17 protein-coding genes are annotated in these 17,850 nt (G+C 57.3%); all 17 read left to right on the top strand.

Annotated elements, in window-relative coordinates:
* Positions 1-18 precede the first annotated feature (18 nt).
* The 17 genes from ACY3GB_RS17380 to ACY3GB_RS17460 all read left to right on the top strand — a co-directional run bounded on the left by ACY3GB_RS17380 (position 19) and on the right by ACY3GB_RS17460 (position 17,832).
* Entirely contained in the window at positions 19-1,029 is a 1,011-nt protein-coding gene (locus tag ACY3GB_RS17380; RefSeq protein WP_463089839.1) for a Gfo/Idh/MocA family protein, read from the top strand.
* Between the two features lie 2 nt (positions 1,030-1,031).
* Positions 1,032-3,113, top strand: coding sequence for a glutamate-1-semialdehyde 2,1-aminomutase (locus ACY3GB_RS17385; protein ID WP_463089840.1), 2,082 nt, complete (start codon positions 1,032-1,034; stop codon positions 3,111-3,113).
* 7 nt (positions 3,114-3,120) lie between these two features.
* Complete coding sequence (locus ACY3GB_RS17390; protein WP_463089841.1) at positions 3,121-3,924, top strand: oxidoreductase; 804 nt, start codon at positions 3,121-3,123, stop codon at positions 3,922-3,924.
* 8 nt (positions 3,925-3,932) lie between these two features.
* Positions 3,933-4,892 carry a Gfo/Idh/MocA family oxidoreductase gene (locus ACY3GB_RS17395; RefSeq protein WP_463089842.1) on the top strand — a complete coding sequence of 320 codons (960 nt, stop codon included), beginning with the start codon at positions 3,933-3,935 and terminating at the stop codon, positions 4,890-4,892.
* A 16-nt stretch (positions 4,893-4,908) separates the two neighbouring features.
* On the top strand, positions 4,909-5,868 hold the full coding sequence (locus ACY3GB_RS17400) for a Gfo/Idh/MocA family oxidoreductase (protein WP_463089843.1): 960 nt from the start codon (positions 4,909-4,911) through the stop codon (positions 5,866-5,868).
* A gap of 15 nt (positions 5,869-5,883) precedes the next feature.
* Positions 5,884-6,615 carry an SGNH/GDSL hydrolase family protein gene (locus ACY3GB_RS17405; RefSeq protein ID WP_463089844.1) on the top strand — a complete coding sequence of 244 codons (732 nt, stop codon included), beginning with the start codon at positions 5,884-5,886 and terminating at the stop codon, positions 6,613-6,615.
* Positions 6,616-6,623: 8 nt separating this feature from the next.
* Positions 6,624-7,856, top strand: a complete 1,233-nt coding sequence (locus ACY3GB_RS17410; protein ID WP_463090953.1) for a polysialyltransferase family glycosyltransferase — start codon at positions 6,624-6,626, stop codon at positions 7,854-7,856.
* A gap of 372 nt (positions 7,857-8,228) precedes the next feature.
* A complete protein-coding gene (locus ACY3GB_RS17415) occupies positions 8,229-9,461 on the top strand; it encodes a glycosyltransferase (protein ID WP_463089845.1) in 1,233 nt (410 codons plus the stop codon).
* On the top strand, positions 9,458-10,738 hold the full coding sequence (locus ACY3GB_RS17420; protein WP_463089846.1) for an oligosaccharide flippase family protein: 1,281 nt from the start codon (positions 9,458-9,460) through the stop codon (positions 10,736-10,738). Before ACY3GB_RS17415 ends, ACY3GB_RS17420 begins: the two co-directional genes overlap by 4 nt.
* Complete coding sequence (locus ACY3GB_RS17425; RefSeq protein ID WP_463089847.1) at positions 10,735-11,301, top strand: acyltransferase; 567 nt, start codon at positions 10,735-10,737, stop codon at positions 11,299-11,301. The genes ACY3GB_RS17420 and ACY3GB_RS17425 overlap by 4 nt, the downstream gene beginning before the upstream one ends.
* A 16-nt stretch (positions 11,302-11,317) precedes the next feature.
* Complete coding sequence (locus ACY3GB_RS17430) at positions 11,318-11,752, top strand: hypothetical protein (protein ID WP_463089848.1); 435 nt, start codon at positions 11,318-11,320, stop codon at positions 11,750-11,752.
* A gap of 29 nt (positions 11,753-11,781) precedes the next feature.
* Positions 11,782-12,897 (top strand): DegT/DnrJ/EryC1/StrS family aminotransferase, encoded by a 1,116-nt coding sequence (locus tag ACY3GB_RS17435; protein ID WP_463089849.1) that lies wholly within the window; start codon positions 11,782-11,784, stop codon positions 12,895-12,897.
* Positions 12,898-14,016 (top strand): glycosyltransferase, encoded by a 1,119-nt coding sequence (locus ACY3GB_RS17440; RefSeq protein WP_463089850.1) that lies wholly within the window; start codon positions 12,898-12,900, stop codon positions 14,014-14,016.
* Positions 14,013-15,011 (top strand): EpsG family protein, encoded by a 999-nt coding sequence (locus tag ACY3GB_RS17445; RefSeq protein ID WP_463089851.1) that lies wholly within the window; start codon positions 14,013-14,015, stop codon positions 15,009-15,011. The genes ACY3GB_RS17440 and ACY3GB_RS17445 overlap by 4 nt, the downstream gene beginning before the upstream one ends.
* 215 nt (positions 15,012-15,226) lie before the next feature.
* Positions 15,227-16,147, top strand: coding sequence for a glycosyltransferase family 2 protein (locus ACY3GB_RS17450; RefSeq protein ID WP_463089852.1), 921 nt, complete (start codon positions 15,227-15,229; stop codon positions 16,145-16,147).
* A gap of 15 nt (positions 16,148-16,162) precedes the next feature.
* Positions 16,163-17,059, top strand: coding sequence for a glycosyltransferase family 2 protein (locus ACY3GB_RS17455; RefSeq protein ID WP_463089853.1), 897 nt, complete (start codon positions 16,163-16,165; stop codon positions 17,057-17,059).
* A 41-nt stretch (positions 17,060-17,100) separates the two neighbouring features.
* Entirely contained in the window at positions 17,101-17,832 is a 732-nt protein-coding gene (locus ACY3GB_RS17460) for a hypothetical protein (RefSeq protein ID WP_463089854.1), read from the top strand.
* Positions 17,833-17,850: the final 18 nt, after the last annotated feature.

Genomic DNA, 17,850 nt, shown 5'->3' on the forward strand with positions numbered 1-17,850 from the left:
TTTTCCCGGTAGAAATATATGAAAGCAGTTGTTATCGGTTTGGGCTCTATGGGCAAGCGGCGTGTTCGTTGTTTGCAGGCATTGGGTGTGATGGACATTGTGGGCGTGGATTTGCGTGCCGACCGCCGCGATGAGGCCGCTCAACGCTATGGCATACGCGTAGAGGCCGAGCTGGGGCAACTGTGGACAAGCTTCGCTCCGGATATCGCGATCATTTCATTGCCGCCCAAGGCCCATGTTGCCGCGATGCATGCCTGTCTCGCTCACCGCGTGCCATTTTTTGTCGAGGCCAGCGTTGTCGATGATGGTCTTGCGGAAGTTATTGAGTTGGTGAAGAAAGCCGGCATGGTGGCGGCGCCGTCCTCGACGCTGCACTTCCATCCGGCAATCGCGGAAATATCGCGTATCGTGCGCAGCGGCCGGCTAGGTAAGATATCAAACGTAATGCTGCACTCCGGCCAGTACCTGCCGGATTGGCACTCGTATGAGCCAGTTTCCGACTATTACGTCAGCGATCCCGCCACGGGCGGCGCGCGCGAGATCGTGCCGTTTGAGATGACGTGGTTCACTGAGCTGTTTGGGTTTCCGCGCCGTGTCGCAGGCCAGTACCGGAAAACAATCGATATCGCCGGCGCCGAGTATATCGATGATACCTATAATGGCCTCTTCGATTACGGCACTTTTCTCGCCACCATTACTGTCGATGTCGTGTCGCGCCATGCGACTCGCCGCCTGACCATCAATGGCGACAAGGCATTGCTGGCCTGGTCCTGGGATGAAGCCGCCATCAAGGTTTTCGACGGCGCAACCGCCCAGTGGACCGAGTTTGGCTATCAGATGGAACAGGCTGAGCCGGGTTACAACAAGAATATCGGCGAGAATATGTACATTGATGAGATTCGCGCCTTTTTGGACGCTGTCGCCGGCAAGGCCGCGTTTCCAAATTCTCTGGAGCAAGATCACCGGGTGCTCAAATTGCTGTACGCGTTGGAGCGTTCTGATGCTACGGCGACTTTCCAGGCGGTCTGATCATGCGCGTTGCTATTCTCATTACGGCGCGTATGGGCTCCACGCGCTTGTCCGACAAGCATCTGCGGAATATGGCTGGCCGTCCGGCGCTGCGCTGGCTGTTGGAGCGGATCGCAACTGAATTTCACGCTGAGCTTGATGGCGGCACTGCCTCGCTGTGGATCGCAACCGGCAATCCAGATCGCAACGCGGGGTTTTCGGCATTGACATCCGGTCTTCCCGCGCAGTTATTTTTCGGCGCGGACGACAATGTTCCGTTGCGTCATCTGCAAGTCGCGCAAGCCCATGGGTTTGATGCCTTATTGTCGATTGATGGCGATGATATTTTCTGTGCGCCGGAAGCGATGCGCGCGGTGTATGATGCGCTCGTTTCCGGATCTCCTTTGGCCAAGACTAGCGGCTTGCCGTTGGGCATGAATGCCTGGGGGTATGCAACGCCGGCACTGGAAAAGGCGCTGCGCGGTGCCGATGCTTCGGTGCTCGAAACCGGTTGGGGACGCATCTTCGACGGCATGGCCGTTCATGAAAATGCGTTGTCCTGCCCCGGGGCCGAACAGGTGCGAGCTACGCTGGATTATCCGGAAGACCTCGAGTTTTTCGATGCCGCGGCACGCGAGATTCAGGGTTGGGAGCAACTGCCGGTATCCGACTTTGTACAGGCGGTGCTGAGCCGTGGATTGCATCGAATCAATGCTTCAGTTGCAGAACAATATTGGGAGAATTTCAATATGGGCGTTTCTTCTGAACAAACCGCAACGCACGCCAAATCGTATAGCGAACGGTTGCATCGAGTGATCCCCGGCGGCGCGCATACCTATTCTCGGGGCGACGACCAGTATCCAGTCAATGCGCCGCAAATCCTTGAGCGCGCCAAGGGAAGCACCGTCTGGGCGGCCGACGGCCGCAGTTTCCTGGACTACGGCATGGCGCTGCGCGCCGTGTCCATCGGTTATGCCGAGCCCGCGATCAACGAGGCCGCGATTCGCGGTTTGGAAGCCGGCAACAATCTGACGCGCGCTTCCATGATCGAGTTGGAGGCAGCGGAACGGCTGGTCGGCATGATCGACTCGGTCGACATGGTGAAGTTCACCAAGAACGGCTCCACCGCCACGTCTGCCGCCGTCAAGCTGGCGCGCGCCTATACTGGACGCGATCTTGTCGCGCGCTGCGCTCAGCACCCCTTCTTCTCCTACGATGATTGGTTTATCGGCAATACCGCCATCACCAAGGGTATTCCTGTCGGCACCATTGAACAGACCAAATCGTTCGCGTACAACGACATCGGCTCCCTTGAGCGGCTGATCGCGGAATACCCAGGCCAATTCGCCTGCGTTATCCTCGAGCCCGCTTCGACGGATACGCCTGCGACCTTCATCGGCCCTGATGGCCGTGAAGTCAACTACCTGCAGCAGGTCGAGGCGCTGTGCCGCAAGCACGGGATTGTTTTCATTCTCGATGAGATGATCACCGGCTTCCGTTGGCACCTGAAGGGCGCTCAGCATACTTATGGCGTCACGCCCGATCTGTGCACCTTTGGCAAAGCGATGGCCAACGGCTTTTCTGTCGCGGCAGTGGCCGGCCGGCGCGAGTTGATGTCGCTGGGGTCGATAGATCAGCTGGGTCAGGAGCGCCTGTTCCTGCTTTCGACGACGCACGGAGCAGAGATGTGCGGCCTGGCCGCGTATCTTGCCACGATGGATTTTCTTGAAGAGCATGCCGTCGTCGATCACTTGTGGACGTATGGCGACAAGCTGCAAGCGGCGATCAACGGCGCCGCCGAGCAGGCCGGCATCGCAAAGCATTTCTACGCGGCCGGCCCCGCCGTCAGCCCCTACTATGCGACAGTCACTGGCGAGGGTGCGCCTTGGCTTGAGCTCAGAACCTTGTTCGCGCAGGAAATGATCAAGCAGGGCGTGTTGATGCCCTGGCTGGCGCTGAGCTACCGCCATGGTGACGCCGAACTGGAAAAGACCCGCGAGGCGCTGGCTGCCGCAATGGATGTGTGCTCGCGTGGCATCGCCGAAGGGGTCGACAAGTATTTGATCGGTCCGGCGATCAAGCCCGTGTTCCGTCGTTTCAACTAACCACTCAATGATGTCCAAATCGATGACGCTTGATTCATCCCTGTTGCAGGACAAGACTGTCGTGCTGGTCGGCGGCGCGGGCCTACTCGGCAAAGCTTTTGGCGAGTCGCTGCTGCGCCATGGCGCGCAACTGATCGTGGCCGACCTTGACGAGGGGCGCTGTCGCGCTGTTTGCGATGCGTTGTCGGCCAAAGTCCCCGGCGCGCGAGTGATCGCGGAAACCGCCAATATCACGGTGCGCGAGTCGCTCGATGCGCTGATTGGCCGCGTCCAGGCTAGATGCGGCAAAATCGATGCTGTCGTGAACAATGCCTATCCGCGCAACAAGCAGTATGGACGCAAGCTGGAACAAGTGGAGTATGCGGACTTCTGCGAGAACGTCAGTACGCATCTGGGCGGTTACTTTCTTAGCACTCAGCGCTTTGCCGAATTCTTTAAAGTTCAGGGTTTCGGTCATGTCGTCAACATCTCGTCGATCTACGGCAACGTCGCTCCGCGTTTCGATATCTATGAGGGGACGGAGATGACGATGCCGGTCGAGTATGCGGCTATCAAATCGGCGATCCAGCACCTGTCTTTGTACTTCATGCGCTACTACCAGGGCACGGCGTTACGCTTTAATGTGCTATCGCCGGGGGGAATCTTTGATCATCAGCCCGAACCTTTTCTGGAGCGCTACAAGGCGTATGCCCAGCACAAGGGCATGCTGGCGCCGGCTGACGTGGCTGGTACGTTGGTGTACCTGGTCTCGGACCTATCCTCTTACGTGAACGGTCAGAACATCGTCGTCGACGATGGCTGGTCGAAGTGAGCGCCGCCATGAATCAAGTTGCCATTATCGGCGCCGGTCAACTCGGCCGCCGCCACCTGCAAGGCTTGGTCAAGTCGACTGAGTTGCTGACTATCCATGTCGTAGATCCATTCGAGGCTTCGCGCCATGCGGTAGAAGACTTCATCGCCTCGCCGGACTCAGGCTCGCTGCCCGTGATTCATGTGCATGCGACGCCGGATGCGCTGCCAGCCAAGCTCGACTTGGTTATTGTCGCCACTACCGCTAACCAGCGTCTTGATGTGATCGAGCAGTTGGTCAGGGTGGCGAAAATTCGTCATCTGGTGCTGGAAAAATTCCTGTTCAACGACTCTGAACATTACAAGCGCGCGGCTTCGTTGATTGCCGAGCATGGCATTACTGCTTGGGTCAATACGCCGCGCCGCCATTTCAGTGTTTATCGCGAGCTGCGCGAGCAGACTCGCGACGATCATCTGCTGCAATTCACCGTTGACGGGGGCGACTGGGGGTTGTGCTGCAACAGCGTGCACTTTGTCGATCTGGTCCAGTTCCTGGCCGGCGAGACCAAGTTGAGGGCGCTTGAGACCCGCTTCGACGCTGATGTGATGGCGAGCAAACGCGATGGCTACGTCGAGCTGACCGGCGAGATCGCCGGCGAAGTAGGTGACACGCGTTTCATCGTGCGCTCGATTCGCGGTTCGACCAAGCCAATCACCGTCACACTGCACTATGGACGCCAGACAGTACTCGTTGCAGAAGGCGCTGGCCGACTTTGGCGTTTTGGCCAGGACGTAGATGATGCCAGTACCTTCCGCCTGCCTTACCAAAGCGAGATGACAGGGGTGATTGCCAGCCAGCTGCTGTCCGGCAAGGGCTGCGATTTGACCCCGTATGCCGACTCCGTCGCCGCCCACCTTCCCCTGCTGTTTGCCTTTGCTGAATGCGCAGGCACCGTCGTTGGCGACCACGCGCAGTGCGCCATTACCTGATCCGGAGTCTTATATTATGTTGTTACTGATTGGAAGTGGTTCCATGGCGGTGGAGTATGCCAAGGTTCTGAAGGCGCAGGGGCGTGAGTTTGCCGTTATCGGTCGTGGCGCGACGAGCGCGGCTGAATTTACGGAAAAGACCGGAGTGCCGGTGCAGACTGGAGGCCTTGACGCTGCAATCGCGTCTGGCAGCGTCGCCGGCGCGACCTCCGCTATCGTATCCGTTGGCGTGGAGGCGTTATACGAAACCAGCGTTGCATTGCTGAGATTCGGCGTGAAGCATCTGCTTATCGAGAAGCCGGGGTTGATGCGGCCGGACCAGATTGCTCCGTTGCAAGATGCCGCTCGGTCGGCTGGTGCCAGGGTATATATTGCCTATAATCGGCGTTTTCTGGCTTCGGTGCGCCGCGCGCGCGAAATTATTGAAAACGACGGTGGGCTAACCTCATTCACCTTTGATTTTACCGAGTGGGGGCACGAAATCGTGACGCTCAAGAAGGCGCCTGGCGTGAAAGAGCTGTGGGCGTTGGGCAACTCGTCCCATGTGCTGGATTTGGCTTTCCATCTCGGCGGTGTGCCCAAGAAGTTGCACGCCACATGCGCAGGAGCGCTGGATTGGCATCCGGCAAGCGCCGTGTTTGTCGGTAGCGGCGTGACGACAGGCCATGTCCCGTTCTCATATCACGCCGACTGGGATGCTCCCGGTCGTTGGGGGCTGGAGTTCTGCACCCGGCAACATAAGCTGATCTTCCGTCCGATGGAGAAGCTGCAAGTGATGCGCAAGGGTTCGGTGCAAATCGAGGAGGTTGCCGCCGACCTGGAGGATGCGCAGCTAGATGCCGAGTTCAAGCCGGGGTTGTTCCGCCAAGTGGAGGCCTTTTATGCGGCCGACACCGGCGCACTTTGCACGCTTGATGAACTAGCAGTCAATCTCGAGCATTTCTGCGCTATTGCAGGCTATGCGCGTTCGGCCTGAAGATTGTCCGTGGTTATGTCTCCCATTCTTTCTGACGCAAGCAAGTCCTTGCGTCCCCGAGCGTTGATCATCGCTGATTCGCTTGCTTTGCCGCGAGGCGATGTTACCTACGAGCAAACGTGGCCAGGCATGCTGGAAGAGCGTTTGCCCGCGATTACTTGGATCAATCGCGCCCAGAGGCTTTCGACCTCTGAGCGTCTGAATGATGAAGGTAATCAGGGGGCTGACTGTCTGGAGTTCTATCATCCGGATTTGGTCGTGCTCCAGCTTGGAATTTGCGATTGCGCGCCTCGCGTTTTGCATAAGCGGACCGCGGCGTATGTCTATCGATTGCCGTTCGGCCTGGGTGGGCGCTTGTCCTCGTGGCTGGAAACATGGCGTGGTCGCAAGGCTAGCAACTGTCTCGTCCCGCTGGCGGCCTATGAGCGCAATCTGCGCGATTATCTTGTGCGAGCCGCCGCCCACGACACTCGAGTGATTGCGCTTTCGACTTTGCCCGCCAGCAGTCGTCTGGCATCGAAGAATCCACACATTGACCAACAGATTGATGCGTACAATGCAGTGCTGGATCGCCTAGCGACGCAATTCCCATGCTTGCGCGTGCTGCACCCGTTTCTGGATATGTCCCTGATCGACGGGCTGTTTGTCGATGATGGCTATCATCTCAACGAGCATGGAGCGCGGCGCATTGCGGCTGCGCTCGAACCGCTGGTGCTCGAGGCGCTTGAGCGCCAAATGATAGCGTAAGCGTGGCCATGCTATACGTCTTGGTCAACAATGACTATCAACTGCAGGCGCTGCGTCGTCATGGCATCGCGGAGCTGGGCGGCGGCGGCGTGACCCTGGTCGCGGTGCCGCATGCGCTATCGCTGTCGAATGACATGACTGATTTTGAGGCCGTGCATTGTTTCGAGACTCCGCAAGGCCGTGTCGGTTTGCTGCGCATGTTGTGGCGTTACCGCATTCTGGGCCAAGATATTGCTCGGGCTCTGCATCCTGAGGCGGGTGACACGCTGCTGTTTTTTACCGAAGTTGAGTGGCTCAACCAGATTATCGTTCAACACTTCCGAAACCATGGCGCGCGCGTCGTCATGCTGGAGGATGGCGGCTTTGCCACCTATATCCCGATGTCAGTGCCAGACAGCGAGCCGCTGAGCCTGCGCGAGAGATTTATCCAGGCAATCTTCCGGCGGGTGCCAGGGCTGGGGCGCAGCCGGCTCTTCAAAGTCAACGGCCAAGTGTTTCCTCGTCTGCCTGACTGCGCGATCGATGCAATCGCGCTATACCAAGACGTTAAGCTGTACCGCGACGTGCCGACGCGCTGTGTGAGTCGGCCGGCGCGAGGGCGTTGTGAGATACGCCGCGGCAGTGTCATTTTTCTAAACGAGCGAATGTATGATCATTATCAGACCGGTGAAGCCTATATCGCTGGTTTGCGCAAGCTGATGCGGATGTTGTCGGATGGCTATGAAACCGTGTACTTCAAGTTCCATCCGCGTGAGCCCCAAGCATGGATAGTTCGCATCGGCAAGCTGCTGGCTGAGGAGTTTCCGTCGGTGGATGTTATTGATCGGCCCGGCACGATCGAAGAAATGATTCTTGACTATCGTCCAGAGACCCTGGCGTCCTATTTTTCCGCAGGTCTGCTCAGCATCGAGTATCAGGGGATTGAACCTCTTTATCTCTATCACTTGCTGGACGATTTGGTGGAGCAACCTGTCTTCGCTGTCGCTACCCGCATCCTGCGGATTTGGGGCTATCGTTTCGCAGATGACGGCGGTGTGCGTGCCGGTTATCATAGCGGCATCACCAATGGGAGTTCGGCCGCGAGTATCGAACTGAAGCAACTGTTGATGTTGCCGTCCAGTGCAGACGAAGACCGGACGCACCCAACACCGCTTCCCCCTCATCGGTCTCGTAGCCCCGGCCCAGTTGCAGGTGCGCATGAGCCTCTGCAAGATGATATGCATCCAAGGAGGCATTCTTGATTGTTCGTGGTTCAATCCTTCTAGTTCTGCTGCCGAGTAAGGGTAGTGCAGCCGCCCAGCAGAAGACTCGTTCGGCTCTTCCATTTGCAACCCGGCTTGTACCGGCAACGCAATTCAGTAATGTGATTCGATAGATGGGTTTCATGAGTCTTACTGTCGCGAGCTACGGTCGTGATGGTGGCCAAGTCTTGGCCACTTTCCGAGCCGGGTTCGCGCGCAATCATGGCGTCGAACACCCATTTCCCAAGGCTGATGCGATGGCGGTGGCTGTATCACACCAGCCGGACACTGCTGCGCTGGCCGATACTCAGAGAGGTCCGCAGGCTGCTCAATGTTGCTTGCCACCGAGCGTGGTGCCTGTGAGGTGTGGACGTGGCTGAACGACGCATTGATACGCATGGCAACGCCTTAGGCCGTCCGACCAAAGTTCTGCATTTGGGGAAGCACTTTCATCCAGATGCAGGCGGTATCGAGACGGTTACCAAAGATATCGCGCAAGGAGCCGCTCAGGCCGGCTGTGAGGTCGCCGTGCTGTGCTTTGGCGATGTCTCCAGCTTGCGCCGCGAGCGGATTGGCGATGTCGAGGTGCTGCGCGCGCCAATTTGGAAGAAGACCACTTCACAGCCCATCGGCTGGCAATACTTCCGTACCTTTTTGCGATGCGCGCGCGAATACGACATCGTTCATGTGCATGTGCCCAACATGCTTGCCGCACTGGCTGTTGTCCTGGCGCGGTTGCCGGGGCGGGTGGTGGTGCATTGGCACAGCGATGTCGTCAATAAGGGATGGCTGGGACGGATGATGTATCCGCTGGAGTGGCTGATGCTGCGCCGCGCCGATGCCGTGATCGCTACATCGAAGGCTTACGCAGACGCATCGCCATTGTTGCGCCGTTTTCGCGACAGAGTTCATATAGTGCCGATAGGCATTGAGGATCCTGATACCCTGGACGATGGTCATGAGCTTGGTCTGGTCTCAACGTCGGCGGAGGGGAAGGCACAGCCCCTGCCCCAGTCTCAGGTCTCTTGTGATGATGACCGGATCGTGTTGGCTGTCGGCAGGCTAGTGCCATACAAAGGCTTCGAGGTGCTTGTCGATGCCGCGCGCGACCTGCCGTCCGGTTGTCGGGTCGTGATCGTCGGGGGTGGGGATCGCCGCGTTGAGCTCGAGGCCCGCATCGCGCAGCGTGGTGTCGGCGACCGAGTTCAACTGGTCGGACGGCTCGATGACGAATCGCTGCGCGCGCTGTTTCGGCGAGCGACGCTATTCTGCCTGCCGTCGGTTTCGAGGGCGGAAGCGTTTGGTGTTGTGTTGTTGGAAGCGATGGCATATGGGTTGCCAATCGTGGCGTCGGACATCGCCGGCTCAGGTGTGCCCTGGGTCAACAGTCATGGCGAAACCGGATTGAACGTGCCGGTGGGCGACGCGCGGGCATTGGCGGAGGCAATTGCTTCCCTGCTTGGCGAGCCGCAGACACTTGAGCGCATGGGCGCGGCCTCGCGCCGCCGTTTTGAGACCGAGTTCTCGGCGATAGTGGCTACGCGCCGTGTGCTGGATCTTTACGCCTCCTTGCTTGTGCTGCAGTGGGGAGGCGCTATCGCATGAATGTGTGGATTACACGCTCCTGGGTGGGCAAGGTCCTGCGGGGCGTGCACGGCTTGGCGTGTCGCGCTCGGGTGCTGGCAGTGTATCTATCGTTTTCGGCTGGGGCGAGCGTGGTCGGGTTGCTGACCACGCTCTTCATGATTCGCCATGTCACGCCGGACGAGTTTGGTAGGCTGGCCATTACGCTTGGGGCTTTGATGGTTGCCAATGCCGTGATCGGATTCGGCGCGGATAATTTGGTCGCAATCAACAAGGCCAAGCTTGATGCTGAGGGCTATGTGTCTTTTCGCCGCTCCTATAGCCACTTTGCCTTGATGACGTGTACAGTCAGCCAGCTTATCGTGCTGCCGATCTGGCTCACGGGTTTGGTGGATGGACTGGTGCTGCTCGTGCCTTTAATGGCATTGCTCAAGTTCTTTGTCTCCATGGCCAGCATTGAGTATGTCATGGAGCAGCGCGCCGTTGCCTATGGACTGGTTCAGCTCCTGACTTCGATGCTGGCATCGGTTGTGACCGTTGCGTTGGTGTTGTGGGTGTCGTCTAAGGCGGAGTCGCGTATCGTTGCGTTGATGTTGGCCGATGCGGTTTTGCTGGCGGTGCGCTATGGTTTGAAACCTACCGTGGTTGCATCATGGCGTTTTGATCGTGAGGCCTTTGGGCGCATTGTCCGCTTCGGTGCGCCGCTGATGGTCTCGGTTGCTCCCGCCTATCTGCTCAATGAAGCGGACAAGGTCGTGGTCGCGCAACGCCTGGATTTGGCTGCTGCAGGTGTCTATGGCGCGGCCTGCACTATTGCCGGCTTTATGCTGACCTTCATCACGGCTTTGCTCAATACATCGGTGCCAAAGCTCATGGCTGCGTTGAAGGAGGGGAAGGAGCCACCGTTGCGCATCGCGATGTACTATTCGGTAAGATTCTGCGGCCTCTCAGTCGCCTTCGCATCCCTTTTCTTGGCCGCGTACACGCTTGCTGCGGCTCATCTCTTGCCGGCGCGCTACACGGAAGCCATCCCTATCGTCTATGTGCTGGTGGCAATGATGCAGTGGCGCAGCATCTATGCGGTTATTGGAACCGTGACAGACTATTACGGCATGACCAACAGCAAGCTGGTCGGTTTCGTTCTTGCCGCAGTCATGACGCTGGGTAATAATCTGTTGCTGATCCCGCACTTTGGCCTGTTCGGCGCCGCTTTCGGCACCGGGCTGGGTTATGCTGTACTCGCGGGTTGGCTGATGTTGGCCTTGGTGCGTCGTCCCCTAGCTCCCCATACTGTATGACTATGCTGACCAGGATCATCCTTTTTATCCTCGGCGCCATGCGCGTTGACAGGGTTGTAGACCGCTGGTCGATGTTGTTGGCGCAACTACGCGTGCGTCGTCTGAGAGTCAGCGGGATACCTTTGTCATTTATACCGCAGGGCGGGTATGATTTTAGTATTTCCGGCGATCTGTCTCGGTTTCACATCGACCCGACCAGCCATATCAAGTCCGATACTTTCATCGAGTGCAGCGGCGGTGTGAGCATAGGGCGGTATTTCCACGCTGGAAGAGGGTTGACGATTTTCTCCAGCAATCACAATTACCGTAGCGATACGATGATTCCATATGATGATGTTGATCTACCAGGTCCAGTTGTCATTGAGGATTTCGTCTGGTTCGGTGCAAACGTTTCGGTTGTGCCCGGCGTGACTGTCGGAGAAGGCGCGGTGGTTGCGATGGGAGCAGTGGTCACGCGTGACGTGCCGCCCGGCGCCGTCGTAGCTGGGAACCCCGCCCGTATTATTGGCCAGCGGGATATGGAACTCTATCAACGTCTAAAGGCTCAAGGCCGCTTCGCCTGAAATGAATGAAATTCCTATGATCGAAGAGATTCGCGACGGCGATGCCGTCATGGCGCTTATCCTGCGGCGCGATTACAAGGTCGACGGCATCAAGTTCCTAACGCCTGATTCATATTCCCAGCAGTTGGGCTATATGAATCGGCCAGAGGGTTACGTCATCAAGCCGCATGTGCACAATCCCGTCAGCCGCGAAGTTCAGTACACTAACGAGGTGCTTTTCATCAAGAGCGGCCGTGTGCGCGTCGATTTCTATGGCAATGATCAGCAGTACCGCGAAAGCCGCGTGCTGGAGAGCGGAGACATCATCCTGCTGATCGTTGGAGGCCACGGTTTTGAAATGCTCGAGGCCAGCGAGATCGTTGAGGTCAAGCAGGGCCCCTACGTTGGCGAGCATGACAAGATTCGTTTTGAGCCGGTGTCGGCCGATCAAGTCAAATTATCCGGCCATTGAAACGGCACCAGACTGAGAGAAACATCGACATGATACCTGTGAATCAGCCGTTGCTGGACGGTAACGAGAAACGCTATTTGCTCGAGTGCATCGAATCGGGTTGGATTTCCTCGGAAGGCCCCTTCATCCGGGAGTTTGAGGAAAAGTTCGCCGCCCGCTTCAACCGCAAGCACGCGATCGCGGTCAGCAATGGCACGGCGGCTTTGGACGCGGCTATCGAGGCGCTGGGCATCGGCCCTGGGGACGAGGTTATCATGCCCTCGTTCACCATCATTTCCTGTGTGATGCAGATTGTGCGCAACGGCGCCAAGCCGGTGCTGATTGATGCCGATCCGCGTACCTGGAATATGGATGTGAGCGCCATCGAATCGCGAATCACACCGCGCACCAAGGCCATCATGGCAGTTCATATCTACGGCCTGCCAGTCGATATGGATCCGTTGCTGGAGCTGGCTGGCAAGCATGGCCTCAAGGTGCTTGAGGACTCGGCGCAGATGCATGGCCAGACCTATAACGGCCGCCCTTGCGGCAGCCTCGGGGACATCAGCACCTTCAGTTTCTATCCCAATAAGCACATCACTACCGGCGAGGGCGGCATGATCGTCACGGATAGTGATGAGTTGGCCGAACATTGCCGCAGTCTGCGCAACCTGTGTTTCAAGCCGGAGAGCCGCTTTGTGCACGACCGGCTGGGCTGGAACCTGCGCATGACTAGCATGCAGGCCGCGCTTGGTTTGGCGCAGCTGGAACGCCTGGATGAGTTCGTCGCGCGCAAGCGTCGTATGGGTGCGTTGTATCAGGAATTGCTTGGCGATTTGGATTGTGTGCAGCTGCCGCTGGCGTCGACTAACTACGCTGACAGCATCTATTGGGTCTTCGGCCTGGTGTTGGACGAGCGTCTAGGGCTGACCGGTGCCGATGCGATGAAGCGTCTTGCCGCCGAAGGTATCGGCAGCCGGCCGTTTTTCTATCCGATGCATCAGCAGCCGGTGCTGCACAAAATGGGTGCGATCTCTGCGTTGGACCATTGCCCGGTGGCTGAGCGTCTATACGAGCGAGGCTTTTACATTCCGAGCGGGCTGGCCCTCACCGAGGACCAGATTCGCACTGTCGCTGCCACCGTGCGTCGCATATTGACTCTCTGAATGACGTCTCACAAACCTCTTATAGTCATCGATCTGCGCACTTGGCCATGGACTGGCATCGGTCGGGTCACGCGCGGCATCTTCCAGTGCGCGCGTGATCTGGAGTCTGATTTCGAGATTCAGTACATCGTCAATGATGGCACCGCCATCCCGAACGAACTGCCGAATCTGATCCGCTTTCGATCTCTGCCGTTTGGACGTGGCGAGCAGACCGAGTTTCGCCGTTTGTTCGCGCGTCTGCGCGATCGACGCGTAATCCTGCATGCGCTCAATTTCAATGTCCCGTTGTGGCTGCCCAAGCATGTAAGTCTGATCACGCACTTCTACGATGTGCTGACAGATACTGGAGAGTTCCGCACGCCGCTGCATCGCTTGGCCTACAGCGCCTATATTTGGAGTTTGCGGCGTCATCGCGCGACGATCCTGGCTCAATCGGACTACACCGCGCAGCAGATTGCGAAGCATCATCCCTTCCATGAGGTAATCGTTTGTCCGCATGGTTACCGAGACTACATGGAACCGCTCGAGGCGGATTTGCAGGCCGCTTATGGATTGCGGCGACCCTACTTCCTGTACATCGGACTCAACAAGCCGCGCAAGAACCTGGATGGCCTGTTGGCCGCTTATCGCGACGCGGTGAAGGCGGATCCCACCATTGGTTATGATCTTGTCGTCTGCGGCCCGATCTTCGACCGCACGTCGATGGGTTTTGATATCCGCGGTGCGGTCGAGGCCGAGCCGGTGCTGGCAGGTCGGGTGCATTTGCTGGGCTTCATTCCTGAAGAGCATCTTTATGCTATCTACCGGCACGCCAGTCTGTACGTTGTGCCCAGCCATTTGGAAAGCGGCTATAGCTACCCTGCGTTGGAGGCTTTGACCACAGGGACGCCGGTGCTGCTCAATCAAGTTGATATGTACAATTATGCGTCTTCCGGCGCGGGGGTGTACTTCTTCGACGGCAGTGTGAAGAGTGGCGTTGGCAGCCTGCGGGATGTATTGGCCGATATGCTGACTCGCCCTGGCTTCGTGCGTGTCGATCCGGCGCAATGTGATGTCCTCTCGCGTTTCGATTGGGATCGCGTCAAGGGCACAATGAGATCGCTGTACCAACGATCATGATTCCCTATCTATTCGTTTTCGCCGCGTTCTTGACCACGTTTTTGGTGCTGGAAACCACCATAAAGCATCGCGTGCCTACTCGCGTCGAGTGTTGGGTATTGGTGCTGCCGCTGGCTATATTCGCCATCGGATATGCAGGGCGTATCGGTACTGATGTCGAGAGTTATCAGAAGTTGTTCGACATTGCCGAGGATTTTCCGCTCGAACCAGGCTTCTCAATCCTCATGATCGGAGCAAAGGCGCTCGGACTTGACTACGCCGACTTTACCCGCTTGTTAGCGTTGGCTGAGATACTGCTGTTGATGTCAGTTGTGACGCGCCTGCGCGACCCGCTATTTTTTCTGCTCTTCTACTTGAGTTCGTTTTACCTTAACTTCCAGTTCAATGCGATCCGCAATTCATTCGCGCTACTGATCGTCGCGGCCCTGTATGTTCGCTTACAGAAAGCGAGCCTCTTGGCGTTGCTAACTTCGACGGCCATTCATTACTCATCGTTGATGTCTCTGGCGTTGTTGAGGCTTTCTCTGAGTCGGCGTCAACGGCTTGCGATCGGGGTGATGATCGCCGTGGGGTGTGGCATCGCGCTGGCCTGGCTGAAGTCAGACCTGCTGGGTTCGGTGATTACCGACTTGTCCGGCTACAAGGGCTATCTGGAGCAGCAGTACGAGAGCAAGGCGATATACCCAGCGCTGCTGCTGAAGCTTCTGGTGGCCTGGTTGATGTATCGCAATGGTGGGAAACGCTTCTATTTGGTCTCGTATGCGATCCTAGTGCTGCTGGTCCACGCGGTGAGTCCGGTTCTGAGCCGTCTGGGTGATCTGGTGTTGTTCTTGATGCTGCTGGATTTTTGTGCGAATCATCGGTTGACTCGGCACCGGTTGCTAGCGATTGGCGTGACTTTATTGCTGGTGCTGAGCAGCCTGATGATTCCATGGAGCGATTGTCAGAATGGTGGTGATGGCAACTGGTGCCTGCCTGAGGCGGTAGCCTGGTAGCGATCCGATATCATGGTATTGCTGGCTGTTTGTGTCAGATGCCTGGTTCTTACGGTTGATAACCCTTTCACATTTCTGTTTCGCCGATTTGTTTTGACCTGCTTGGTGGCACTCGCTCCTGCGGGCATGCGCCTGGGGCTGACGTACAAAAGAAAAAGCCGGCTCCGCGTCATATGCCGGGCTGGCCCGACAAACTCCTGCCATGTATGACTGCCATGATAGATGTTAGCGTCATTATTCCGACCTTTAACCGCCGCGATAGCCTGCCCGATGCGCTGGACAGCGTGTTTGACCAGCCTGGCGTGCGTGTCGAATGTATCGTTGTCGATGATGGATCAAGCGACGATACGGTTTCCTATATTCGGGAGCGCTACAAAGAGTGCGATCTGACCGTGATCGTGAAGCCGCTCCGCAGCGGCCCGCAGTCTAGTCGTAATCTCGGTATGGAAGCCGCTCGCGGCGAATTCATAACTTTTCTCGACTCTGACGATTATTTTGAGCCCGGCACTCTGGCCGAGCGCGTGCGCTTGTGCCGAGACGGCGCGCTTGACGCGCTATTTTCCGGCTTCCGTGTAAAGTTTGTCGGTCGCCATTGGGATTTGGTGAAAAACGTCGGCACCGCCGCCCGAGCTTGTCCAGGGGATTACGTTGCGGCATTGCGGGACTTCAAGATTGCGCCAATGATTACGATCATGTATCGGCGTTCGGCGCACGAGGGACTCAAACTAGACGAAACACTGGCTTCGGGCCATGACGACGATCTGGCGCTGCAGCTGATTCGTACCTGCCGCTTCGCCTTTGATGACGTGTTGGCGGCAACTATCGTCCAGCACGTTGGAGAGCGCGTTGCGACGCCGCGCAATCTCATGATCGGTGACGCCCAGCTGCTGCAGAAGTACGCTGCGGACTTGGTGAGATTCCACGGCACGGGCTATTTAACCCGGCGCCGCGCGCAGGCACTGGCCGGATTGTGGAGTGTTGGCCAGTTCAAACGCTCAGCGCAGCTGCGCCCGCTTGAGGCGAGCCATGGCTTGATGGCGGCTGCTCTGGCGTTGGGCATACTGTATTTGCCGCGTTGCTGGTGGCGGTCGCTACGAAAACGGGCAATCATGCGCGTGGTGCGCGCGGTGCTTTGATTGATGGTGAGTATTATGAATACCCAGATTCCCGGACAGATCTACGTTTTGATCCCCTCGCATAACCGCCGCGATATTTTGTGCCGCACGCTGGCTAGCGTGCGCGCGCAATTGCCGCCCGAGACCGCGCGATTGATCGTTGTCGATGCAGGATCGACCGATGGCACGCGGGACGCCGTTCAAGCCCAAGGGCTGTCTGTCGAGATTGTCGACGGCGATGCTGATATGTGGTGGACCGCCACCGTCAATCATGGCCTGAAGTATATTGCGAAGACCGCTCGCGCCGTTGATCGCGTATTGCTCATGAATGATGACATTGATCTGGCCCCCGAAGCGCTGATTCATCTGCTTGAGGCATCGGCAATTGAGCCTGACGCGGTGATCGGAGCGGTGAACATCTTGCATCGGCCTGGTGAGGAGGCGCGAGTATACTTTTGCGGAGGCCACTATGACTTGCGTTTCGCGCGTCATAAGACCAACCTTCGGATCGGGACGCCATGGCATGAGCCGGCGTCTCGTTTTTTGGAAACTGACTTCCTGTATGGTCGGCTGCTAGTGATACCTTGGAATGCTTTCGAGGCGGGATGTGGTTTCGATGAGGATGTTTTCCCTCAGTACTGCGCAGATGAAGATTTTTCCTACGGAGCGAAGCTGCGTGGTTTCAAGGTGCTGGTTGACAGCCGGAGCGTCGTCTACGTTAACGAGGCAACGACGGCGAGCTTCAGTCTTAGCCTGGGCAAGGGAGGGTGGCGTGGCGTGCGTAAGGCGCTGACCGCGTTCAACTCCTGCTATAACTGGCGCCAGGGTTGGGCGTTTAGCCGGCGCTATGCTCAATGGCCAGCTATCTATATGTTGTGTCGCTATGGAATCATCTTTATCAACGAGAATATACGGGCGCCGGAGCGCAAGTAGCGCGGTCGGCGGGATCGCTGTGGCTTGAAAGGGGAGTCGACATGTTTCAATCGTACGGTTATATCGACAATGCCTCCAAACTTGGCGACTATTGTCGCGAATGCTTGGTTGACAGTAACGAACGGACCCATCTCCCGGAGATCCCAAATGAAACCTGGGAAATCTATAAGTGTCTGCGCCTAACCGACGAACTGTTGAGGATCTTTGATGAGCTCGAGGTGTTTCAGATGTTGGCTGGGGAGGGCTATCGACTGCGGGAGGAGCCTACGTTGATCCGATGGACCTATAGCGGCAAGAATCATGGTGCGGCGGATCATTATCACCACGATGGCCATTACGGCAAAGGTGGTCAGGTCAGCCTGATGTTGCTTTTGGAGGAGAATGTTGGCAAAACGCATATGCGTCTTATTCCTGACTCTCGTTACTCGTTGGGCCGTAAATTCTATGATGCGTTATGGCCGCGGCCCTTTCGCGGGCGTGGCCGTCTATTCAGGCTGAATGACTTTTTGATCGAATGTTTCAACAAACCCATCCGCCTAGAGGGGCCCAAGGATCGATTATTCTATTTTAATGCAGGCGATAACCTGCATAAGGCATTCCCTGTCGTAAACACGACGCGGACCATTTTTCACCTGAATCTGACCTTGTTTGAAAGTCGTCTGACGCCGCAACAGCTGAGTTCAGTCAGGCCGGCGGTGCATGCGGAGTATTGGAGAAAGTTGCTTGCCCTCGATGCTGTGCTTCCTCGCCTACAATGCGAAATTCAATCTTGATCGTGGGGAAGCGGTGTC

This window comes from Chromobacterium sp. Ag138 (assembly GCF_055181315.1).